The organism is Streptomyces sp. NPDC003697 (assembly GCF_053587115.1).
The window spans coordinates 84,173-100,033 of record NZ_JBSFNN010000019.1 but is presented as its reverse complement, the minus strand read 5'-3'; the positions used below and the strand labels follow the sequence as shown (position 1 = coordinate 100,033).

Below are 15,861 nucleotides of genomic sequence, written 5' to 3'. Positions count from 1 at the left end.
CTCGTACTGGATGTACTCGGGCTTCCGGCCGGTGCGGCGAGTGGGGGTACCCCCTGCTCGAGCGGAGCCGAGAGCTTGGGGGAGCGTGCCGGGCGTCGCGACGGGGCGAACGTTGCCTGCCGCGGCACTAGCGGCCGACGGTGCTCCAGTCGGCGGGGGCGGGCGGCACCGTACGGCCTGCGGCGTGTTCGCGGAGACGTCGGGTCAGTTCGGGCAGATCGTAGGCAGGGAAGCTCACCTGGAGGAGGCGAAGGCCGAAGTTCGATGGCTGGTTCTCCTGGAACATCGCCGCGTCCATCGGTTTGATCTTCACGTCCCAGGCGTCCGGGGCGGCCCAGTGAGTCATCCGCACGTAGAAGGCGTCTCGCGGGCCGGCATTCGCCACGGCCGAGAGGAAGGCGAGGCCGCTGTCGACCGGGAAGTCGATGAGCATCCAGCCGCGGTGGGACTCCACCCACTCCGTCATGTGCGGCAGCTTCTCCGGCCAATCCGCGTTGCTCTCTGCCAGGTCCTGGCAGCAAGTGAACGTGTCGAGGCCGCACTCCCAGATCGCCTGGATCGTGTGTGCGAGCCGTTCGTCGATTTGGGCATGGCGGCTGCCCACCCGGACGAGAACGGTCCGATGCGTTCCTTCGTAAGACGTCATCGCAGGAGCATAGAAGCCGGGCACGACATCAAGGCAGGCGGACCGCTCGCTGAGGACTTTGGCCGCGCGGCAACGTTCGCGCTCCTCGGTCCAGGTCTTGGTCAGGTAGAGCTCGCGGTCGATCAGGGCCCGGCCCAGGGTGGTGGCGTGGGCGGCGAAGACGCTGATCCGGCATTTCTCGGTGCGGCCGGCGGTTCCGGAGTAGCACCAAGCCAGCACGGGAGTCAGTACCGCACCGTCAAATCGCCCTGAACTGCGCGTCCAGGACGGCACCCGTTTTGACCACCGTCGATCCCCTGAGACGCCTTTCCAGGAGCTGGCATGGTGGCCACACGCATAGGCAATCCTCGAACTATGTTGCCCCGCCACATGTGCGCCTGACCTGCGGGTTCCTACGGTGTGGCGACACGCAAACGTCCCCGTTCGAAACGCCAGGAAGTGGTGCCGATGTCGTCGCCCGCAAGCGCTCCACCCGCTCCTTCGAAGCTCCCCCGCATCGTCGCCGCGTCCCTCATCGGCACCACCATCGAGTGGTACGACTTCTTCCTGTACGGCTCGGCCGCCGCGCTCGTGTTCAACAAGCTGTTCTTCCCGGACTCCGACCCGCTCGTGGGCACCCTGCTGTCGTTCCTGACGTACGCGGTCGGATTCGCCGCGCGGCCGCTGGGCGCCCTGGTGTTCGGGCACTACGGCGACCGGCTGGGACGCAAGAAGCTGCTGGTGCTGAGCCTGCTGATGATGGGTGGGGCGACGTTCGCGATCGGTCTGCTCCCCACGCACGCGACCGTCGGCACCGCCGCTCCGGTGCTGCTCACCACGCTGCGTCTGGTCCAGGGCTTCGCGCTCGGCGGCGAGTGGGGCGGGGCCGTGCTGCTGGTGTCCGAGCACGGTGACACCCGGCGGCGCGGTTTCTGGGCCTCCTGGCCGCAGACGGGGGCGCCGGCCGGGCAGTTGCTCGCCACCGGCGTGCTGTCGCTGCTGACCGCTCTGCTGTCCGACGACGCCTTCGGAAGCTGGGGCTGGCGCATCCCGTTCCTGCTGTCCGGTGTCCTCGTGCTCGTCGGGCTGTGGATCCGGCTGTCGGTCGACGAGTCGCCCGTCTTCAAGGAGGCGCTGGCCCAGGCCGAGGCCCGCAAGGCGGCGCAGGCGGCCGACGGCGCGGCCGAGAAGATGCCGCTCGTGGCCGTGCTGCGGCACCACTGGCGCGATGTGCTCGTCGCCATGGGCGCGCGCATGGCGGAGAACATCAGCTACTACGTCATCACCGCGTTCATCCTCGTCTACGCGACCACCTCCGCCGGCGTCTCCAAGCAGACCGCGCTCAACGCCGTCCTGATCGCCTCCGCCGTGCACTTCGCCGCCATCCCCGCCTGGGGCGCGCTGTCGGACCGGATCGGACGCCGGCCGGTCTACCTGCTGGGCGCGGCCGGAGTCGGTCTGTGGATGTTCCCGTTCTTCTCGCTCATCGACACGGGCACCTTCGGCGCCCTCCTGCTGGCGGTCACCGTGGGCCTGGTGCTGCACGGCGCCATGTACGCGCCGCAGGCCGCCTTCTTCTCCGAGATGTTCGCGACCCGGATGCGCTACTCCGGCGCCTCCATCGGCGCGCAGTTCTCCTCGGTCGCCGCGGGCGCGCCGGCCCCGCTGATCGCCACCGCCCTGCTGGACCACTACCACAGCTCCACCCAGATCGCCCTGTACGTGATCGCGGCGTCCGTCCTGACACTGGTCGCCGTCGGGGTGGCCAAGGAGACGCGCCACCGCGACCTGGCCGCGGTCGAGGTCGTGGGTGACAGTGACGGCGAGGGCGAGCGCGAGGCGGCCCGGGCGGACGCCCGTCCCGTCTGATCCCGCGTTCCGGAGCCGGCCCCCGTACGCCCGTGCGTGCGGGGGTCAGCGCTGTGCCGGTGCGGACAACCGGTGCAGGCGCAGCGCGAGCTGGATCTCCAGGGCGCGGGCCGGCTGCTGCCAGTCGTCGCCGAGCAGACGGCCGACGCGCTCCAGCCGCTGGGCGACGGTGTTCACGTGGACGTGCAGGGCGTCCTTGGTGCGTGCCGGGCTCATCCCGCAGGCGAAGTACGCCTCCAGGGTGTGGACCAGATCCGTGCCGCGCCGCTCGTCGTAGCCGACGACGCGGCCTATGGTGCGGTCGACGAATCCGGCGACGTCGCGGTCGCCGGCCAGGAGGAGGCCGAGGAAGCCGAAGTCCTCCGCCGCGGCGCCGTCACCGGTGCGACCCAGCAGACCGAGGGCGTCCAGGCAGCGGCGCGCCTCGGCGTACCCCGCGGCGACGGCGTCGGGGTGGGCGGCGAGGTCGCCCACGGGGGCGGAGGCGCCGACCGTGACCGACTCGTGGACGGCCGTGCCGAGGTGACGGGCGGTGCGGCGGGCCAGTCCGGTCGCGGTGTCTCCCGGGTCCAGGGGCAGCAGCAGGACGGTCCCCCCGTCGCGGGCGGCCGCGAGCCCACGCCGGGTCGCGGCCAGGTGCGAGGCCGCGGACCACAGGCGCCGGCGGGCGGCGGCCTCCTGGTCGGCATCGGCGGCCGTGCCGTCGAGGCGCGCGGCCAGGACGACGTGGGTGGCGTCGAGGTCTGCGTGCAGCCGGGCGGCGCGCTCGCGCAGCAGGCGGGGGTCGCGGTCGCGGGCGTCGAGCAGATCGTCCAGCAGTTCGCCGCGCACGCGCTGCTCGGCCTCGGCGGCCGACCGTCTGGCGAGGAGCAGGAGCGACGTGACCATGGCGGCGCGCTCGAAGGTGCGCTGGTCGACGGGGTCGAGGTCGGGGTGTCCCCGCAGCATGAGCGCGCCGAGCAGTTCGCCACCGGCGGCGACCGCGGCGATCCAGTCCTCTCCGTGCGGCATCGCGTGCCCGTCGGCGCGGGACGACTCCAGGGCGTCGGCGGGCGCGGCGGTGGCTTCCGTGAACTCGACGGTGCTGCCGAGGACCTGCGAGACCGCGGCGGCCACGTCGTGCACTCCGCCGCCGCGCAGCACGAGTTCGGCGAGACGGTCGTGCACGTCGGAGGCGCGCTCGATGACGGCACTGCGGTCGCGGATGATCTCGTTCGCCCGTTCGAGGTCGGCGAGGGCGGAGCGGGTCTCGGTGAGGAGATTGGCGCTGTCGATGGCGGCCGCGGCCAGGGCGGCGAAGGAGCCGAGCAGCGCGATCTGCTCCCGTTCGAACACCCGGGCGCGGCGGTCGGCGGCGAACAGCACGCCGATCACGTGGGGGCCCAGCATCAGGGGCACGCCGAGGATGGCGACCAGGCCCTCGTCCCGTACGCCGGTGTCGATGGTGCCGGTGTGCTGGAAGCGTGCGTCCTGGAAGTAGTCGTCGGTGACGTAGGGGCGGGCCGTCTGGGCGACCAGGCCGCCGAGGCCCTCCCCCATACCCAGGCGCAGCTGCTGGAAGCGGGCCGCGACCGAGCCTTCGGTGACGCGCATGTAGGTGTCACCGCGGGCCGGGTCGTGCAGGGTCAGGTAGGCGACGTCCGTGCCGAGCAGGGAACGGGCGCGCTGCACGATGGCCTGCAGCACCGCGTCCAGGTCTCTGAGGCCGGCCAGGTCGTGCGCCGTCTCGAACAGGGCCGACAGCTCCGCCTCGCGCCGTCTGCGCCCCTCCAGCTCGGCGCGCACGCGCAGGGCCATGAGCTTGGCGTGTTCCAGCGCGGCGATCCGCCCGGGTGGCCGGCCCTCGGCGCGCGCCAGCAGCACCGGCTGTTCGTAGGCGTCGGCGGGCGCGCCCCGGGCCAGCAGCGCGAGGAAGGGCGCCTCTGCGCCGCCGCTGCCCGGCGTGGGGGCGGCGGCGCCGGGCGCCACGGCGCTGCCGGCCGGGGCGGCGGCGCCGTCGGCGGGACGCCGGCCGGACTGCACGTGATCGCTGGACATGGTCACAGGATTCCCCATCGCCCGGCCGCTCGGTGAGTCCTGTGGACAACTCGGCGCGGCCGGGGGCGCCGGGTCGTCAGTGGGCGGTCCAGCCGCCGTCGAGGACCAGCGAGGTGCCGGTGACGAAGGACGCCTGCGGGCTGCACAGGTACGCCACCGCCTCGGCGACCTCCTCCGGTTCGATCAGCCGTTTGACGGCGCTGTCCTGCAAGAGCACCTCGGACAGCACGCGTTCCTCGGGCACGCCGTGCGCCCGCGCCTGGTCGGCGAGCTGCTTCTCGACCAGCGGCGTGCGCACGTACGCGGGGTTGACGCAGTTCGACGTGACGCCGTACGGCGCTCCCTCGAGGGCGGTGGTCTTGGACAGCCCTTCCAGACCGTGCTTGGCCGCCACGTACGCCGACTTGTACGCGGAGGCGCGCAGGCCGTGGACGGAGGAGATGTTCACGACGCGCCCCCATCCCTGCCCGTACATGTGCGGCAGGGCGCCGCGGATGAGCCGGAACGGCGCCTCCAGCATTACGGTCAGCACGGTGTGGAAGACCTCAGGCGGGAACTCCTCGATAGGGCGGACCAGTTGCAGCCCGGCGTTGTTGACGAGGACGTCGGCGCCGGCCGCCGCCTCCTCGGCGGCGTCCAGGTCGGTGAGGTCGAGGACGTGCGGCTCGACGGTACCCGCGAGGCCCTGGGCCGGCTTGGCGAGGGCGTCCAGGCCCGCCGCGTCCCGGTCGACGGCTCTGACCTTCGCCCCGGCCGCGGCGAGCCGCAGCGCGCAGGCGCGGCCGATGCCGCCGGCGGCGCCGGTGACGAGGGCGGTGCGGCCGCCGAGGTCGAGCGAGGAGGCGTGGGGGCCAGGGAGGGCGCTGGACGGGGTCATGACTCGACCCTAAGCACGGCGATTGCCCCACCACATGTGGCCGCTACCCATACTTCAGCCTGGCGCCGTAGGGTCGAACCACGTGGGTGCGTCGCACAGGGCCTGCTTGATGCGGAAGCGCCCGAAGTCGTCGAGGCCGGGCAGCGCGTCCATCGCGAACCAGCCCACCTCCAGCGACTCGTCGTCGTTGACCCGGGCCTCGCCACCGACGGCCCGGCAGCGGAAGGTGATGTCCATGTACTGGCAGATGTCGCCGTTGCCGTAGGTGACCGGGGCCAGCGCCTGGACCAGCACCACCCGCTCGGCGACGCAGTGCACCGCCGTCTCCTCGAAGACCTCGCGCACGGCGCAGGCGGCCGGCTGCTCCCCCGGTTCCGGGATGCCGCCGATCACCGACCACCTGCGGGTATCGGTGCGGCGCCCGAGCAGCACTCTGCCCTCGTCGTCCAGGACTACGGCGGTGACTCCGGGCAGCCAGAGCAACTGGTGGCCCGCGCGGGCCCGGATCTCGCGGATGAAGTCGGGGGTGGCCATGGACCGACCCTAACGGGCGGGCCGTGCCGCTCCTGCGCGCCGTGGGGGATGTACGGAGGGCGTCCGGTCAGGCGTCACCGGCGCGCCTTCCGCGCAGGCCGGACCCGATCACCCGGCCGAGGCCGCCCGCGGCGAGCAGCACCAGGGCGGCCTCCGGCAGGACGCCGAGCCGTGTGGCGGGGGTCCGGGACGAGCGCAGGGGCACCTTCTGAACCAGGTGCCCGGCCACGAACATGCCGGTCCGCTGGGTGATCCTGCCGTCGGGCATGATGATCGCGCTGACGCCGCTGGTGACCGGGACCGTCACCGTCCGGCTGTGCTCGACCGCCCGGACGCGGGACATGGCGAGCTGCTGGTAGGTCATCTCGCTGCGGTCGAAGGTCGCGTTGTTGCTCGGCACGGAGATCATCTGGGCGCCGTGGGTGACCGTGTCGCGCACCGCCCAGTCGAACGCGGCCTCGTAGCAGGTGGCGAGGCCGACCCTGGCGCCGCCCACGGTGAACACGCCCGGCTCGCGGCCCCGGGTGAAGTCCTGGCGGACCATCGTGGTCCAGTCCTTGTTGACCGCCCCGAGGAGGGAGCGCAGCGGCAGGTACTCGCCGAAGGGCTGGACCTGCCGCTTGTCGTAGGTGTCGACGGCACCCTTGTCCGGGTCCCACAGGATCTGCTCGTTGTACAGCCTGCCGTCGCGTTCGACGACGCCGCCGACGGAGATGGGCACGCCGACCGACGCGGCCGCCCTGCCGATGACGTAGCGGGCGTCGGCGTTGGCGAACGGGTCGATGTCGGAGGAGTTCTCGGGCCAGAGGACGAAGTCGGGCCTGGCCACCTTGCCCGCGGCCACCTGCGCGGCCAGCCGCTCCGTCTCGCGCGCGTGGTGGTCGAGGACGGCGCGCCGCTGGGCGTTGAAGTCGAGTCCGGCGCGCGGCACGTTGCCCTGGACGACGGCGACGGTCACGGTGCCGTCCTCCGCGGCGTCGCTCACCAGCGACCGGGCGGCCACCGCCCCCGCCACCGGGACGGCGACGCTCAGCACCGCCGCGGCCGCGGCGGTGCGCCGGACGGCCCCGGTGCGCCGTCCCGCCAGGACCTGGCGTACGACGTCGTACAGGCCGAAGCCGCACAGGGCGACACCGAAGCCCAGCACCGGGGTTCCGCCCACCGCGGCCAGCGGCAGGAAGATCCCGTCCGCCTGACCGAAGGCGATCTTGCCCCAGGGAAAGCCGTGGAACGGCAGGCGCGCGCGTACCGCCTCGCCGGCGATCCAGACCGCCGCCGCCCAGACCGGCCAGGCCGGCAGCCTCGACACCGCGGCGACGCCCGCTCCGGTCAGCGCCAGGAAGACCGCCTCGACCGCGACGAGGGCCAGCCATGGGCCCGGGCCGACCTCCACACCCGTCCACACCAGCAGCGGCAGCAGGAAACCGAGCCCGAACAGATAGCCGTGACCGAGAGCCGCCTTCCAGCCGCGGCCGTGCAGCACCCACCCGAGGACCGCGAGGGCGGGCAGGGCCAGCCACCACAGGGGGCGCGGCGGGAAGCTGACGTAGAGCAGCAGGCCGGACAGTGCGGCGGCGACGGCGGGGACGAGCCGAACGAGCCTGGGGCCCCAGCCCGGGGACGTGGTCTGCGGTCGCAGCCGGCCCGACACGTCGACGGAAGTTGCGGTGGCGGTCACTCCGGGAGTCTACGGCGTGGGAGAACGGGGGCGGCAGCGCGGACCCGGGGCCCCTTGCCGCCCCAGTGGTCCCGCGGGGCGACGGGGCATCCGGGATCGGTGTACTCCCCCGGCCTCGACACTCCCAGCCCGGCTTCATCGTTCCTGCGCAGGACGTCCACAAACCGGCCATCAGCCGTTACGGTGTGCCGGAGCCCCAGTCGCGCGGCCGTTCGCGGTGCGACGGCCGGGGGCCGTTCACGGGTCGGGGGCCGGGGTGCGGGGGCGAGGCATGCGGTCGATGGAGACGGCGTCTGCGGACGGGACCGACAGCGTCGGAGGAAACGTTTCCGACGCGGTCGGCGTCGTCGTGCTCGGCGCCTGCGCCGCCTGGTCCCTGATCACCGCCGCGCTGAACGACGGCCGTCCCGAGGGTGTGCTGCTCGCGGTGCTGGCCGTGGCCGCCGGGTACACCACCGGCCGTATCTGCGGCGCTCTGCTGCCGGTCGCCGCGCCCTGCGCGGGGGCGCTCGCCGGACTGGGCCTGACGGTGGCCGTGCCCGGCCTCGCCCCGGGGCCGCCGTTCGCCGTGCCGCTGGGACACGCCGGTGCGACCGCCGCCCTGCTGAGCCTGGCCGCGGGGGCAGCCTGCTGCGCCGCCTGGGCGACGTCCGCCCCGCCCCTGCGGTTCCTGCTGCGCGCGCTGGCCGTCGTGATCACGGGGACGGCGGCCGCGGTCGGTTCGCTGCCGGGGGCCCTGTGCTGCGCCGCGGTACTGCTGGCGTCTCTGGCCGCCGGGCGGACGCGGCACCGCGGACCGGGCCTGGCGGTCCTGTGCCTGGCCGCGGCCGTGGTGACGGGCGGAAGCTGGGCCGTGGCCGCGCGCGTCCTGCCCGGCGGGCCCGCCGCGTTCCTGGAGAGCCTGTTGACCCGCCACCGCGTCGCGCTGTGGGAGGACGCCGTCCGCCTCGCCGGCCGGGGCGTGGGTCTGGGCGTCGGACCGGGCCGTTTCGGCGAGTTCGGTGGGAGCGCCGCCGAGTCGCTGCAGCCCGACGGCAAACCGCACTCGGCGGTGTTCCAGCAGGCGGCCGAGCAGGGCCTGCTGGGTGTCGTCCTGCTGGCGGCGGCGTACGGCTGGATGCTCTACACACTGTGGCGGGCCCCCCGGCCCACGCCCGTCGCGCTCACCGCGGGTGCGGCGCTGACGGCCGTGACGGCGATCGCCGCAGTGGGTGACGCGCTGAGCTTCACCGCGGTGACGGTGGGCACGGGCCTGCTGGCGGGCCTGGCGACCGCGCGGCCCCTGGCCGAGGAGACCAGGCCGACGGCGGCGGCGCGACCGCGGCGGGACCGGCTGACGCCGTGAGGGCCCGCGCGGGGGCCCGGGCCCCCGGACACCGAGCCGACGGCCCTGATCCGCTGCCCTCATGCCGCCGACGCGGGCGCGTCGACGCGGCAGCTCGGGCCGGCGTGGCGCCACCCGGGGGCTCGGCACCGGCCACGGCGTCCAGGAGTCCGGCGGGGTGACGGCCGTCGCCCGGAAAGGCCGGCCCGGCCACCGTGTCCGGACATCAGGCCGACCCGGGCGCCGACGGCCGCAGTCTGGCCCTGATCACGCGGACCGCCGCCTCGGCGTTGTCCACGGTGACGGTGAACGTGTGGCCGTCCCACAGGCGCAGCACGACACCCTCGCCGCGCCGGACGACGACCGCCGTGCCCTTCTCGGGACGCCACCGGTAACCCCAGCCTCCCCAGTGACACGGGGTGACGAGCGGGGCGAACTCGGCGCCCGCGACGTGGGAGAGCGGGATGCGGCGGCGCGGCACCCCTATGTGGCCGCAGCGCACCTCCAGGGTCTCCGCGTCGACCCGCAGGGCGACGTGGACGAAGGCGAGCGTGCCGAACAGGACCAGGAGCCCGGCGGCGATGCATCCCACGACGGACATCACCAGCGGGGCGATGCCGGACGTCCAGGCGGAGTCGACGGCCAGCTTGATCCCGAGCGCCAGGCAGGCGGCACCGGAGAGGGCCAGCAGCCACTGGAACCGGTTGGTGGCGCGTCCGGTCCAGACGTCCGGGTGCGGACTGCTCTCGCTGTCGGAGTCGTCCCTCATGACAACGAGACTACTCATCTTTCGCCGTGCGGGTACCGCGTCGCGGTCCGTGACTGCGCCGGGCGGAGGCCCGGCGGGCGCGCCGTGCGCGTGCGGGGACTGGGGTCAGCCCGCGGAGGTGACCGTCTGCAGCAGGCGGCCTTCCGGGTAGGCCAGCGCGGGCACGGGCAGGGCGCCCTCCCGCCCGTTGAGGAGCACGGTCACGGTGCCCTCGGCCGCGGCCTCCGGCGCCGGTCGGGCGCCCACGCGGCGCAGCGCCTGGGCGGCGACAGCACCCGCCGAACCGTGCAGCACCAGCGGTGGGAGGCCGGGCCTCTGCACGGCGGCCCGGATGCGATCGGCGACCAGCTCGTAGTGCGTGCAGCCGAGGACGACGGTGGTCACGTCGTCGGGGGTCAGCGCGGCGGCCGCGGTGACGGCCTCCTCGATGGCGGCCTGGTCGGCGTGCTCCACCGCCTCGGCGAGTCCCCAGCAGGGCACCTCGGCGACGGGGACGCCGTCGGCAAAGGTGCGGATGAGGTCGCGCTGGTACGGGCTGCCGGTGGTGGCGGGCGTCGCCCAGATCGCGACGGGGCCGCCGCCGGCCGCGGCCGGCTTGATCGCGGGCACCGTGCCGATCACGGGCACGTCCGGTTCGAGGCGGCTGCGCAGCGTGGTGAGGGCGTGCACGGTGGCGGTGTTGCAGCCGACGATCAGAGCGTCGGGGCCGTAGGCGGCCGCCGCCTCGGCGACGGCGACGGCGCGCTCGGTGAGGTCCTCCGGCGTGCGGGGCCCCCAGGGCATGCCCTCGGGGTCCAGGGAAAGCACGAGATCTGCGTCGGGTCGCAGGCGCCGTACCGCGGCGGTGGCCGCCAGCAGCCCGATCCCGGAGTCCATGAGCGCGATCTTCACCCGGTCACGATAGACGATGCCCTCCGGAGGCCCCGCACGGTGGGGCAGACTGCGCGCGTGAGCGCCATCGCATGGATCGCCGTCGCATCACTCGCCGCCTGGCTGTGGCTGCTGCTCGGACAGGGCTTCTTCTGGCGTACGGACGTGAGGCTGCCGCCCCACGAGGGGCCGGACCCGGAGGACTGGCCGCCGGTGTGCGTCGTGGTCCCGGCACGGGACGAGGCCGCCGTCCTGCCCCAGAGCCTGCCGTCGCTGCTCGCCCAGGACTACCCCGGGCGGGCGGAGGTCTTCCTGGTCGACGACGGCAGCCGTGACGGCACCGGGGAAGCGGCCCGCGAGCTGGCACGGCGGCACGGCGGCCTGCCGCTGACGGTGGGGAGCTCGCCGGGGGAGCCGCCCGCGGGCTGGACGGGGAAGCTGTGGGCCGTGCGGCACGGCATCGGCCTGGCACGCGCGCGTGCCCCCGAGTACCTGCTGCTGACGGACGCCGACATCGCCCACGCCCCGGACAGCCTGCGCCGGCTGGTGTCGGCGGCGCGTGCGGGCGGCTTCGACCTCGTCTCGCAGATGGCGCGGCTGCGGGTGGAGAGCCGGTGGGAACGCCTGGTCGTGCCCGCCTTCGTCTACTTCTTCGCCCAGCTCTACCCGTTCCGGTGGATCGGTCGGAAGGGGGCCCGGACGGCGGCCGCCGCGGGCGGCTGCGTCCTGCTGCGTTCCGAGGCCGCCGAGCGCGCGCGCATCCCGGACGCCGTCCGGCACGCCGTCATCGACGACGTGGCGCTCGCGCGGGCCGTCAAGCGCAGCGGCGGTCACCTCTGGCTGGGGCTCGCCGAGCGGGTGGAGAGTGTGCGCCCGTACCCGAGGCTGCGGGACCTGTGGCGGATGGTGTCGCGCAGCGCGTACGCGCAGTTGCGCCACCAACCGCTGCTGCTGATCGGGACGGTCGCCGGGCTCGCCCTCGTGTACCTGGCGCCGCCCGTGGCCCTCGTCGCGGGAGCGGCGACGGGCGACGCGGCCGCCGCGCTGGCCGGGGGCCCGGCCTGGCTGGTGATGACGGCGACGTACGTCCCGATGCTCCGCTACTACCGCCAGCCGCTGTGGCTCGCTCCGCTGCTGCCCTGCACCGCGCTGCTGTACCTGCTGATGACGGTCGACTCGGCGGTGCAGCACCACCGGGGCAGGGGCGCGGCGTGGAAGGGCCGCACCTACGCCCGCCCCGACGGCGTGGGCGACGAGGGTGAAGCCGTGCCCGGCCAGGGCTGAGCCCCCGCCGGAGGCGGCGCCGGCGGGATGTCGCGGCGTGAGGTGGGCGTCCGCCCTTCCCGTCGGAACGCTGCCCGCCGCCGTGCGCACCCTTCCCGCCGGACGCTTCGCTTCCAGCCGGGCGCGCCCCATCCGGCCGGGCGTCCCCTCCCGCCGCGCGTCGCGTCCTTCCGCCGCCGTCACTTCCTGCCCGGCGTCCAGTTCATGCCCCAGCCATAGGCATGGTCGACCGTCCGCTGGGGGCTCACTCCGCGCTCCGGCACGAGGTAGCGGGCCTCGCGCCGGACGACGAGGTCGCCCCCGGTGTGGGTGATCAGGGCGAGCGCGCACACCGTCGAGGGAACGGTGCACTCGTCGAGGGAGAAGTCGATCGCGGCGCCGTGCTGGGGCTCGAGGGTGACGGTGGCGTGCAGGTCGGCGAAGGACCGGGCGCCTTCGTAGATGGTGACGAAGACCAGGATCCGCCGGAAGTCACGCCGGTGGTCGAGGTTGACGGTGAGGTTCTCGCCGGTGACCACCGCGCCGGTGCGGTCGTCGCCGTCCAGGTGGATGTACGGCGGCCGGTTCAGGGCGCCGAAGGCGTTGCCGAGGGCCTGTACGACCCCCTTGCGGCCGTCCGACAGTTCGTACAGGGCGCACAGGTCGAGGTCGAGGTCCGAGTGCCTCGCGAAGGCCCGGCCGCGCCTGCCCGCCCGCCCGGTCGACTCCGGGCGCACCTGCCAGTTCAGGTTCACGCGCAGGGCGCCGGACGTGCCGCCCTGCTTGGTCAGGGAGACGGAGGGCGCGGCCTTGGTCAGGGTGACCTTGGTCAGCCGCACCGGGGGCGGGGGCGGCGCCTGCGGCGGGGGCACGGTGGCGGGGAACGCCACCGGGGGCGGCGCGAGCGGTGCGGCCGGCGGCGCGGGCGGTGCGGCCGGCGGCGCGGGCGGTGCGGCCGGCGGCGCGGGCGGTGCGGGGGCCGCCGTCGGTGTCACGGGCGGTGCCGCGTACTGCGGTTCGTCGACGGTGATGCCGAAGTCCGTGGCGAGCCCCTCGAGTCCGCTGCGGTAGCCCTGGCCCACGGCACGGAACTTCCAGGCGCCCTGGCGGCGGTAGAACTCGCCCAGCACGAAGGCGGTCTCGACCGTGGCGTCGGTGCTGTCGAAACGGGCGACGACGGTGTCCCGCGCGGCGTCCCGGACCTCGATGTACAGGCCGGGAACCCGTCCGAACGGTCCGCCGTCCGACGAGGCGGCGAGCACCACGGTCTCCACCGCGGCCTCCACCCGCGTGAGGTCGGCCAGCAGGGTGTCGGTGACGCGGCCCCCGGCCTCCCGCTTGCCCTCGTGGCGGACGGCTCCGGAGGGGTGCGCCGGCTGGTTGTAGAAGACGAAGTCCGCGTCCGAGCGGACCCGGCCGCCGGCCAGCAGCAGCGCCGAGGCGTCCACGTCGGGCACGCCCGGCCCGGACCGCCGGCCCACCTCCACGCGCAGGGCCGTGGCCGGCACCGGCACGTTCGCCCCCTTCATCATCGACATGCATGACCCCTCACGTGTCACCGGGCCGCGCCCGGCACTCCTGCGACTGTGCGTCCGTCTCCACCCTGCTCCCCATGGGTACAGGGGCGCCCACGAGGAGCGTCCCGGGACTCCGGCCAACCGGCGGTAACCCCTTTGGAACTTGGGCTTTACCGGATCCAAACATCGATCGTCGCCCTTTTTCATGGACTTCGCCCGCATTGGGGACACCGGGTCACCGCGGACACCGAAAACAACCCTCTTATCGGTCTCCCCAACCAGCACATCGTGGGCTTAACTTATGTGCCATGACCTCCCCCCGCTCCACTTATGGCGGCGGTTACTACTCCGCCTCCTTCCCGGACACTCCGATCTACGACTCGCTCGTGGCCGAGCGGGGCACCCCGCAGATCGCCCCGATCCGGGTCCCCGCGCCCTACGACACGGGAAGTCACCTTCCCGCGCTCCCCTCGGCGCTGCCCGCCCTCCCGGCGGCCCCGTCCCAGCCCTCCTACGGTTACCCGCAGGCGCCGCAGCCCGCTCCGCTGCAGCAGGCGCCCGCGGCGTACATCCCGCAGCAGGCCACCGCCCCGCGCGGATATCCCGGCCCGCAGCAGGCCACCGCCCCGCGCGGGTACGCCGGACCGCAGCAGCCGCAGCCCCAGCGCCCGATGGGGACCGGCACCGGCTACGAGGCCATGCGTCCCGCCGCGCCGCGACCCGTCCCCGCGCCGTACCAGGACCCGTACAACCAGCAGTACCGCGGTTACTGAGTGACCCGGCGCCGTCGGGGCCGCATGGCACGATGGCGTGATGGGGAACGCAGCACTGTGGTCGGTCCACGTCCACCCGGTCAAGGCGCTCCGGGGCCTCGCGCCCCGGGAGGCCGTCGTGGAGCCCTGGGGTCTGGCCGGGGACCGGCGCTGGGCGCTGATCGACGACGGGGGAAAGGTCGTCACCCAACGCCAGGAGCCACGCCTGGCGTTGGCCGCCGCCGAGCCCGTGCCCGGCGGCGGCGTCCGGCTGTCCGCACCGGGGCGTGAACCGATCACCGTGTCCGTCCCCGAGCCACGTGTGACGGTGACGGTCGACGTCTTCGGCGACAGGATCGAGGCCGTCCCGGCCGATCCCGCCGCGCAGGCCTGGGCCGGCGCCTGCCTCGCGGCCGACGTCCGGCTCGTCCACATGGACGACCCGGCCACGCGACGGCCCGTCGACCCGGACCACGCCCTGCCGGGCGAGACCGTCAGCTTCGCCGACGGCTACCCGCTGCTGCTCACCACGGTGTCCTCCCTCGACGCCCTCAACTCGCTGATCGCGCGCGGCCGGCACGCCGCGGAGGGGCCGTTGCCCATGGACCGCTTCCGGCCCAGCGTGGTCGTGGCCGGCACCCCCGCCTGGGCCGAGGACGACTGGTCCCGCATCGCGATCGGCGAGGTCCTCTTCCGGGTGGCCAGGACGTGCCGCCGATGCGTGGTCACCACGACCGACCAGGCCACCGCCCGGCGCGGCAAGGAACCCCTGTACACCCTCGGCCGGCACCGCCGCTTCGCCGACGGGCTCGTCTTCGGGCAGAACCTGGTGCCCGAGTCCACCGGGACGATCCGCGTGGGCGACCCCGTCACGGTCCTCGACTGACGTCGGTCCGCGTGGGAACCCCGCGCCGGGATCCGCTCGTTGGGGAGGACGAGAGGCCGGAAGGTCCGGACGCGGGTGCGGTGTGCCCTCTTGGCGGCCGGTCCGGGGCGAACGGCTCCGTGGACGACCCGACGGAGCGGAAGGGGGTGCGGGACCGTGCCGGCGATCAGTGGACTCTGGCGCTGGCGGCGCAATCCGCTGCGCCGCGCGACCGACCTCGCCGAGTGCTGGGTGGCGCTGGTCGCCCTGCTGCTCATACTGGCCGCCGCACCCCTGGCGGGCGTCCTCGTCGGCTCCGCCGCCCAGGACGCCCTGCAGAAGGCGGTGCGGGACCAGCGCCAGGCCCGGCACCCCGTGACGGCCACCGTGACCCGCAGGCTCGGCCGGCCTACGCCACCCCCCGACCCCGAGACGCCCTCCGGACGGGACGTCGTCTCCCGAGTCACCGCCGGCTGGACGGCCCCGGACGGAACGCGAAGACGCGGCCCGGTGACGACGACCCTGAAGTTCCCCGCGCCCGGTGACCACTTCACGCTCTGGACGGACCGGCACGGCACCCCGGTGACGCGTCCCCTGGACTCCGCGACGGCCACGACCCACGCCGTGCTGGCCGGAGTCGGCGCGGCGATGTCGGCCGCGGGCCTGGTCGAGGGCGTACGCCGGCTGATCGTCTGGCGCATGGTCCGCCGCCGGTACGCGAGGTGGGACCGGGCCTGGGAGCGCGCGGGTCCCGACTGGGGCCTCACCGGCACCGGCAGTTGACCGCCTTCGGGCTCCGGTCAACCGACCGTCCCCGCGCACGCTACGGTGGACCGGCCGAACGCATCGGCATCGACCCGCGTACGACGAGGTGGGGGCAC

Annotated in this window: 13 protein-coding genes and 1 pseudogene; 6 read left to right on the top strand and 8 right to left on the bottom strand. The window is 74.3% G+C overall.

Translation table 11 applies throughout. The features are described from left to right. Positions 1-691: 691 nt before the first annotated feature. Positions 692-850 (bottom strand): annotated as a pseudogene (locus ACWDNY_RS11020) (IS701 family transposase); the annotation flags it as partial. Between the two features lie 243 nt (positions 851-1,093). Between ACWDNY_RS11020 and ACWDNY_RS11015 the strand changes: the two are divergent. Continuing rightward, positions 1,094-2,494 carry an MFS transporter gene (locus tag ACWDNY_RS11015; protein WP_451645434.1) on the top strand — a complete coding sequence of 467 codons (1,401 nt, stop codon included), beginning with the start codon at positions 1,094-1,096 and terminating at the stop codon, positions 2,492-2,494. Positions 2,495-2,539: 45 nt separating this feature from the next. Here the strand turns inward: ACWDNY_RS11015 and ACWDNY_RS11010 are convergent, their stop codons facing one another. The 4 genes from ACWDNY_RS11010 to lnt form a co-directional block, all read right to left on the bottom strand. Then, positions 2,540-4,531: a helix-turn-helix domain-containing protein gene (locus tag ACWDNY_RS11010; protein ID WP_451645433.1), complete on the bottom strand. Its 1,992-nt coding sequence runs from the start codon at positions 4,529-4,531 to the stop codon at positions 2,540-2,542. Positions 4,532-4,607: 76 nt separating this feature from the next. Next, positions 4,608-5,408, bottom strand: a complete 801-nt coding sequence (locus ACWDNY_RS11005; RefSeq protein WP_451645432.1) for a 3-hydroxybutyrate dehydrogenase — start codon at positions 5,406-5,408, stop codon at positions 4,608-4,610. Between the two features lie 54 nt (positions 5,409-5,462). Continuing rightward, positions 5,463-5,942: an NUDIX hydrolase gene (locus ACWDNY_RS11000; RefSeq protein ID WP_451645431.1), complete on the bottom strand. Its 480-nt coding sequence runs from the start codon at positions 5,940-5,942 to the stop codon at positions 5,463-5,465. A 67-nt stretch (positions 5,943-6,009) separates the two neighbouring features. Further along, complete coding sequence (lnt, locus tag ACWDNY_RS10995) at positions 6,010-7,620, bottom strand: apolipoprotein N-acyltransferase (RefSeq protein ID WP_451645430.1); 1,611 nt, start codon at positions 7,618-7,620, stop codon at positions 6,010-6,012. 280 nt (positions 7,621-7,900) lie between these two features. On the opposite strand from lnt, the gene ACWDNY_RS10990 reads away from it, so the two are divergent. Then, the gene (locus tag ACWDNY_RS10990; RefSeq protein ID WP_451645429.1) at positions 7,901-8,965 is read left to right on the top strand and encodes an O-antigen ligase family protein; all 1,065 of its coding nucleotides are present in this window, start codon (positions 7,901-7,903) and stop codon (positions 8,963-8,965) included. 205 nt (positions 8,966-9,170) lie between these two features. Here ACWDNY_RS10990 and ACWDNY_RS10985 read toward each other — a convergent pair whose 3' ends face one another. Both ACWDNY_RS10985 and ACWDNY_RS10980 read right to left on the bottom strand, forming a co-directional pair. Then, positions 9,171-9,713 carry a hypothetical protein gene (locus tag ACWDNY_RS10985; RefSeq protein ID WP_451645428.1) on the bottom strand — a complete coding sequence of 181 codons (543 nt, stop codon included), beginning with the start codon at positions 9,711-9,713 and terminating at the stop codon, positions 9,171-9,173. 105 nt (positions 9,714-9,818) lie between these two features. After that, positions 9,819-10,604 (bottom strand): glutamate racemase, encoded by a 786-nt coding sequence (locus ACWDNY_RS10980; RefSeq protein ID WP_451645427.1) that lies wholly within the window; start codon positions 10,602-10,604, stop codon positions 9,819-9,821. Between the two features lie 57 nt (positions 10,605-10,661). Between ACWDNY_RS10980 and ACWDNY_RS10975 the strand changes: the two genes are divergently transcribed. Then, a complete protein-coding gene (locus tag ACWDNY_RS10975; RefSeq protein ID WP_451645426.1) occupies positions 10,662-11,867 on the top strand; it encodes a glycosyltransferase in 1,206 nt (401 codons plus the stop codon). A 179-nt stretch (positions 11,868-12,046) separates the two neighbouring features. Here the strand turns inward: ACWDNY_RS10975 and ACWDNY_RS10970 are convergent, their stop codons facing one another. Further along, positions 12,047-13,378 (bottom strand): TerD family protein, encoded by a 1,332-nt coding sequence (locus ACWDNY_RS10970; RefSeq protein ID WP_451645440.1) that lies wholly within the window; start codon positions 13,376-13,378, stop codon positions 12,047-12,049. 293 nt (positions 13,379-13,671) lie between these two features. Between ACWDNY_RS10970 and ACWDNY_RS10965 the strand changes: the two genes are divergently transcribed. The 3 genes from ACWDNY_RS10965 to ACWDNY_RS10955 all read left to right on the top strand — a co-directional run bounded on the left by ACWDNY_RS10965 (position 13,672) and on the right by ACWDNY_RS10955 (position 15,763). Beyond that, complete coding sequence (locus tag ACWDNY_RS10965) at positions 13,672-14,136, top strand: DUF6643 family protein (protein WP_451645425.1); 465 nt, start codon at positions 13,672-13,674, stop codon at positions 14,134-14,136. 40 nt (positions 14,137-14,176) lie between these two features. After that, positions 14,177-15,001: an MOSC domain-containing protein gene (locus ACWDNY_RS10960; RefSeq protein WP_451645424.1), complete on the top strand. Its 825-nt coding sequence runs from the start codon at positions 14,177-14,179 to the stop codon at positions 14,999-15,001. A gap of 156 nt (positions 15,002-15,157) precedes the next feature. Next, entirely contained in the window at positions 15,158-15,763 is a 606-nt protein-coding gene (locus ACWDNY_RS10955; protein ID WP_451645423.1) for an Rv1733c family protein, read from the top strand. The last annotated feature ends 98 nt before the right edge of the window (positions 15,764-15,861 follow it).

What these genes read in the sequence shown, in the direction of transcription:
- ACWDNY_RS10960 (WP_451645424.1), top strand. Translation starts at nt 14,177, where the DNA reads ATGGGGAACGCAGCACTGTGGTCGGTCCACGTCCACCCGGTCAAGGCG.
- ACWDNY_RS11015 (WP_451645434.1), top strand. Translation starts at nt 1,094, where the DNA reads ATGTCGTCGCCCGCAAGCGCTCCACCCGCTCCTTCGAAGCTCCCCCGC.
- ACWDNY_RS11000 (WP_451645431.1), bottom strand. Translation starts at nt 5,942, where the DNA reads ATGGCCACCCCCGACTTCATCCGCGAGATCCGGGCCCGCGCGGGCCAC.
- ACWDNY_RS10990 (WP_451645429.1), top strand. Translation starts at nt 7,901, where the DNA reads ATGGAGACGGCGTCTGCGGACGGGACCGACAGCGTCGGAGGAAACGTT.
- ACWDNY_RS10965 (WP_451645425.1), top strand. Translation starts at nt 13,672, where the DNA reads ATGACCTCCCCCCGCTCCACTTATGGCGGCGGTTACTACTCCGCCTCC.
- ACWDNY_RS10970 (WP_451645440.1), bottom strand. Translation starts at nt 13,378, where the DNA reads ATGATGAAGGGGGCGAACGTGCCGGTGCCGGCCACGGCCCTGCGCGTG.
- ACWDNY_RS11005 (WP_451645432.1), bottom strand. Translation starts at nt 5,408, where the DNA reads ATGACCCCGTCCAGCGCCCTCCCTGGCCCCCACGCCTCCTCGCTCGAC.
- ACWDNY_RS11010 (WP_451645433.1), bottom strand. Translation starts at nt 4,531, where the DNA reads ATGTCCAGCGATCACGTGCAGTCCGGCCGGCGTCCCGCCGACGGCGCC.
- ACWDNY_RS10985 (WP_451645428.1), bottom strand. Translation starts at nt 9,713, where the DNA reads ATGAGGGACGACTCCGACAGCGAGAGCAGTCCGCACCCGGACGTCTGG.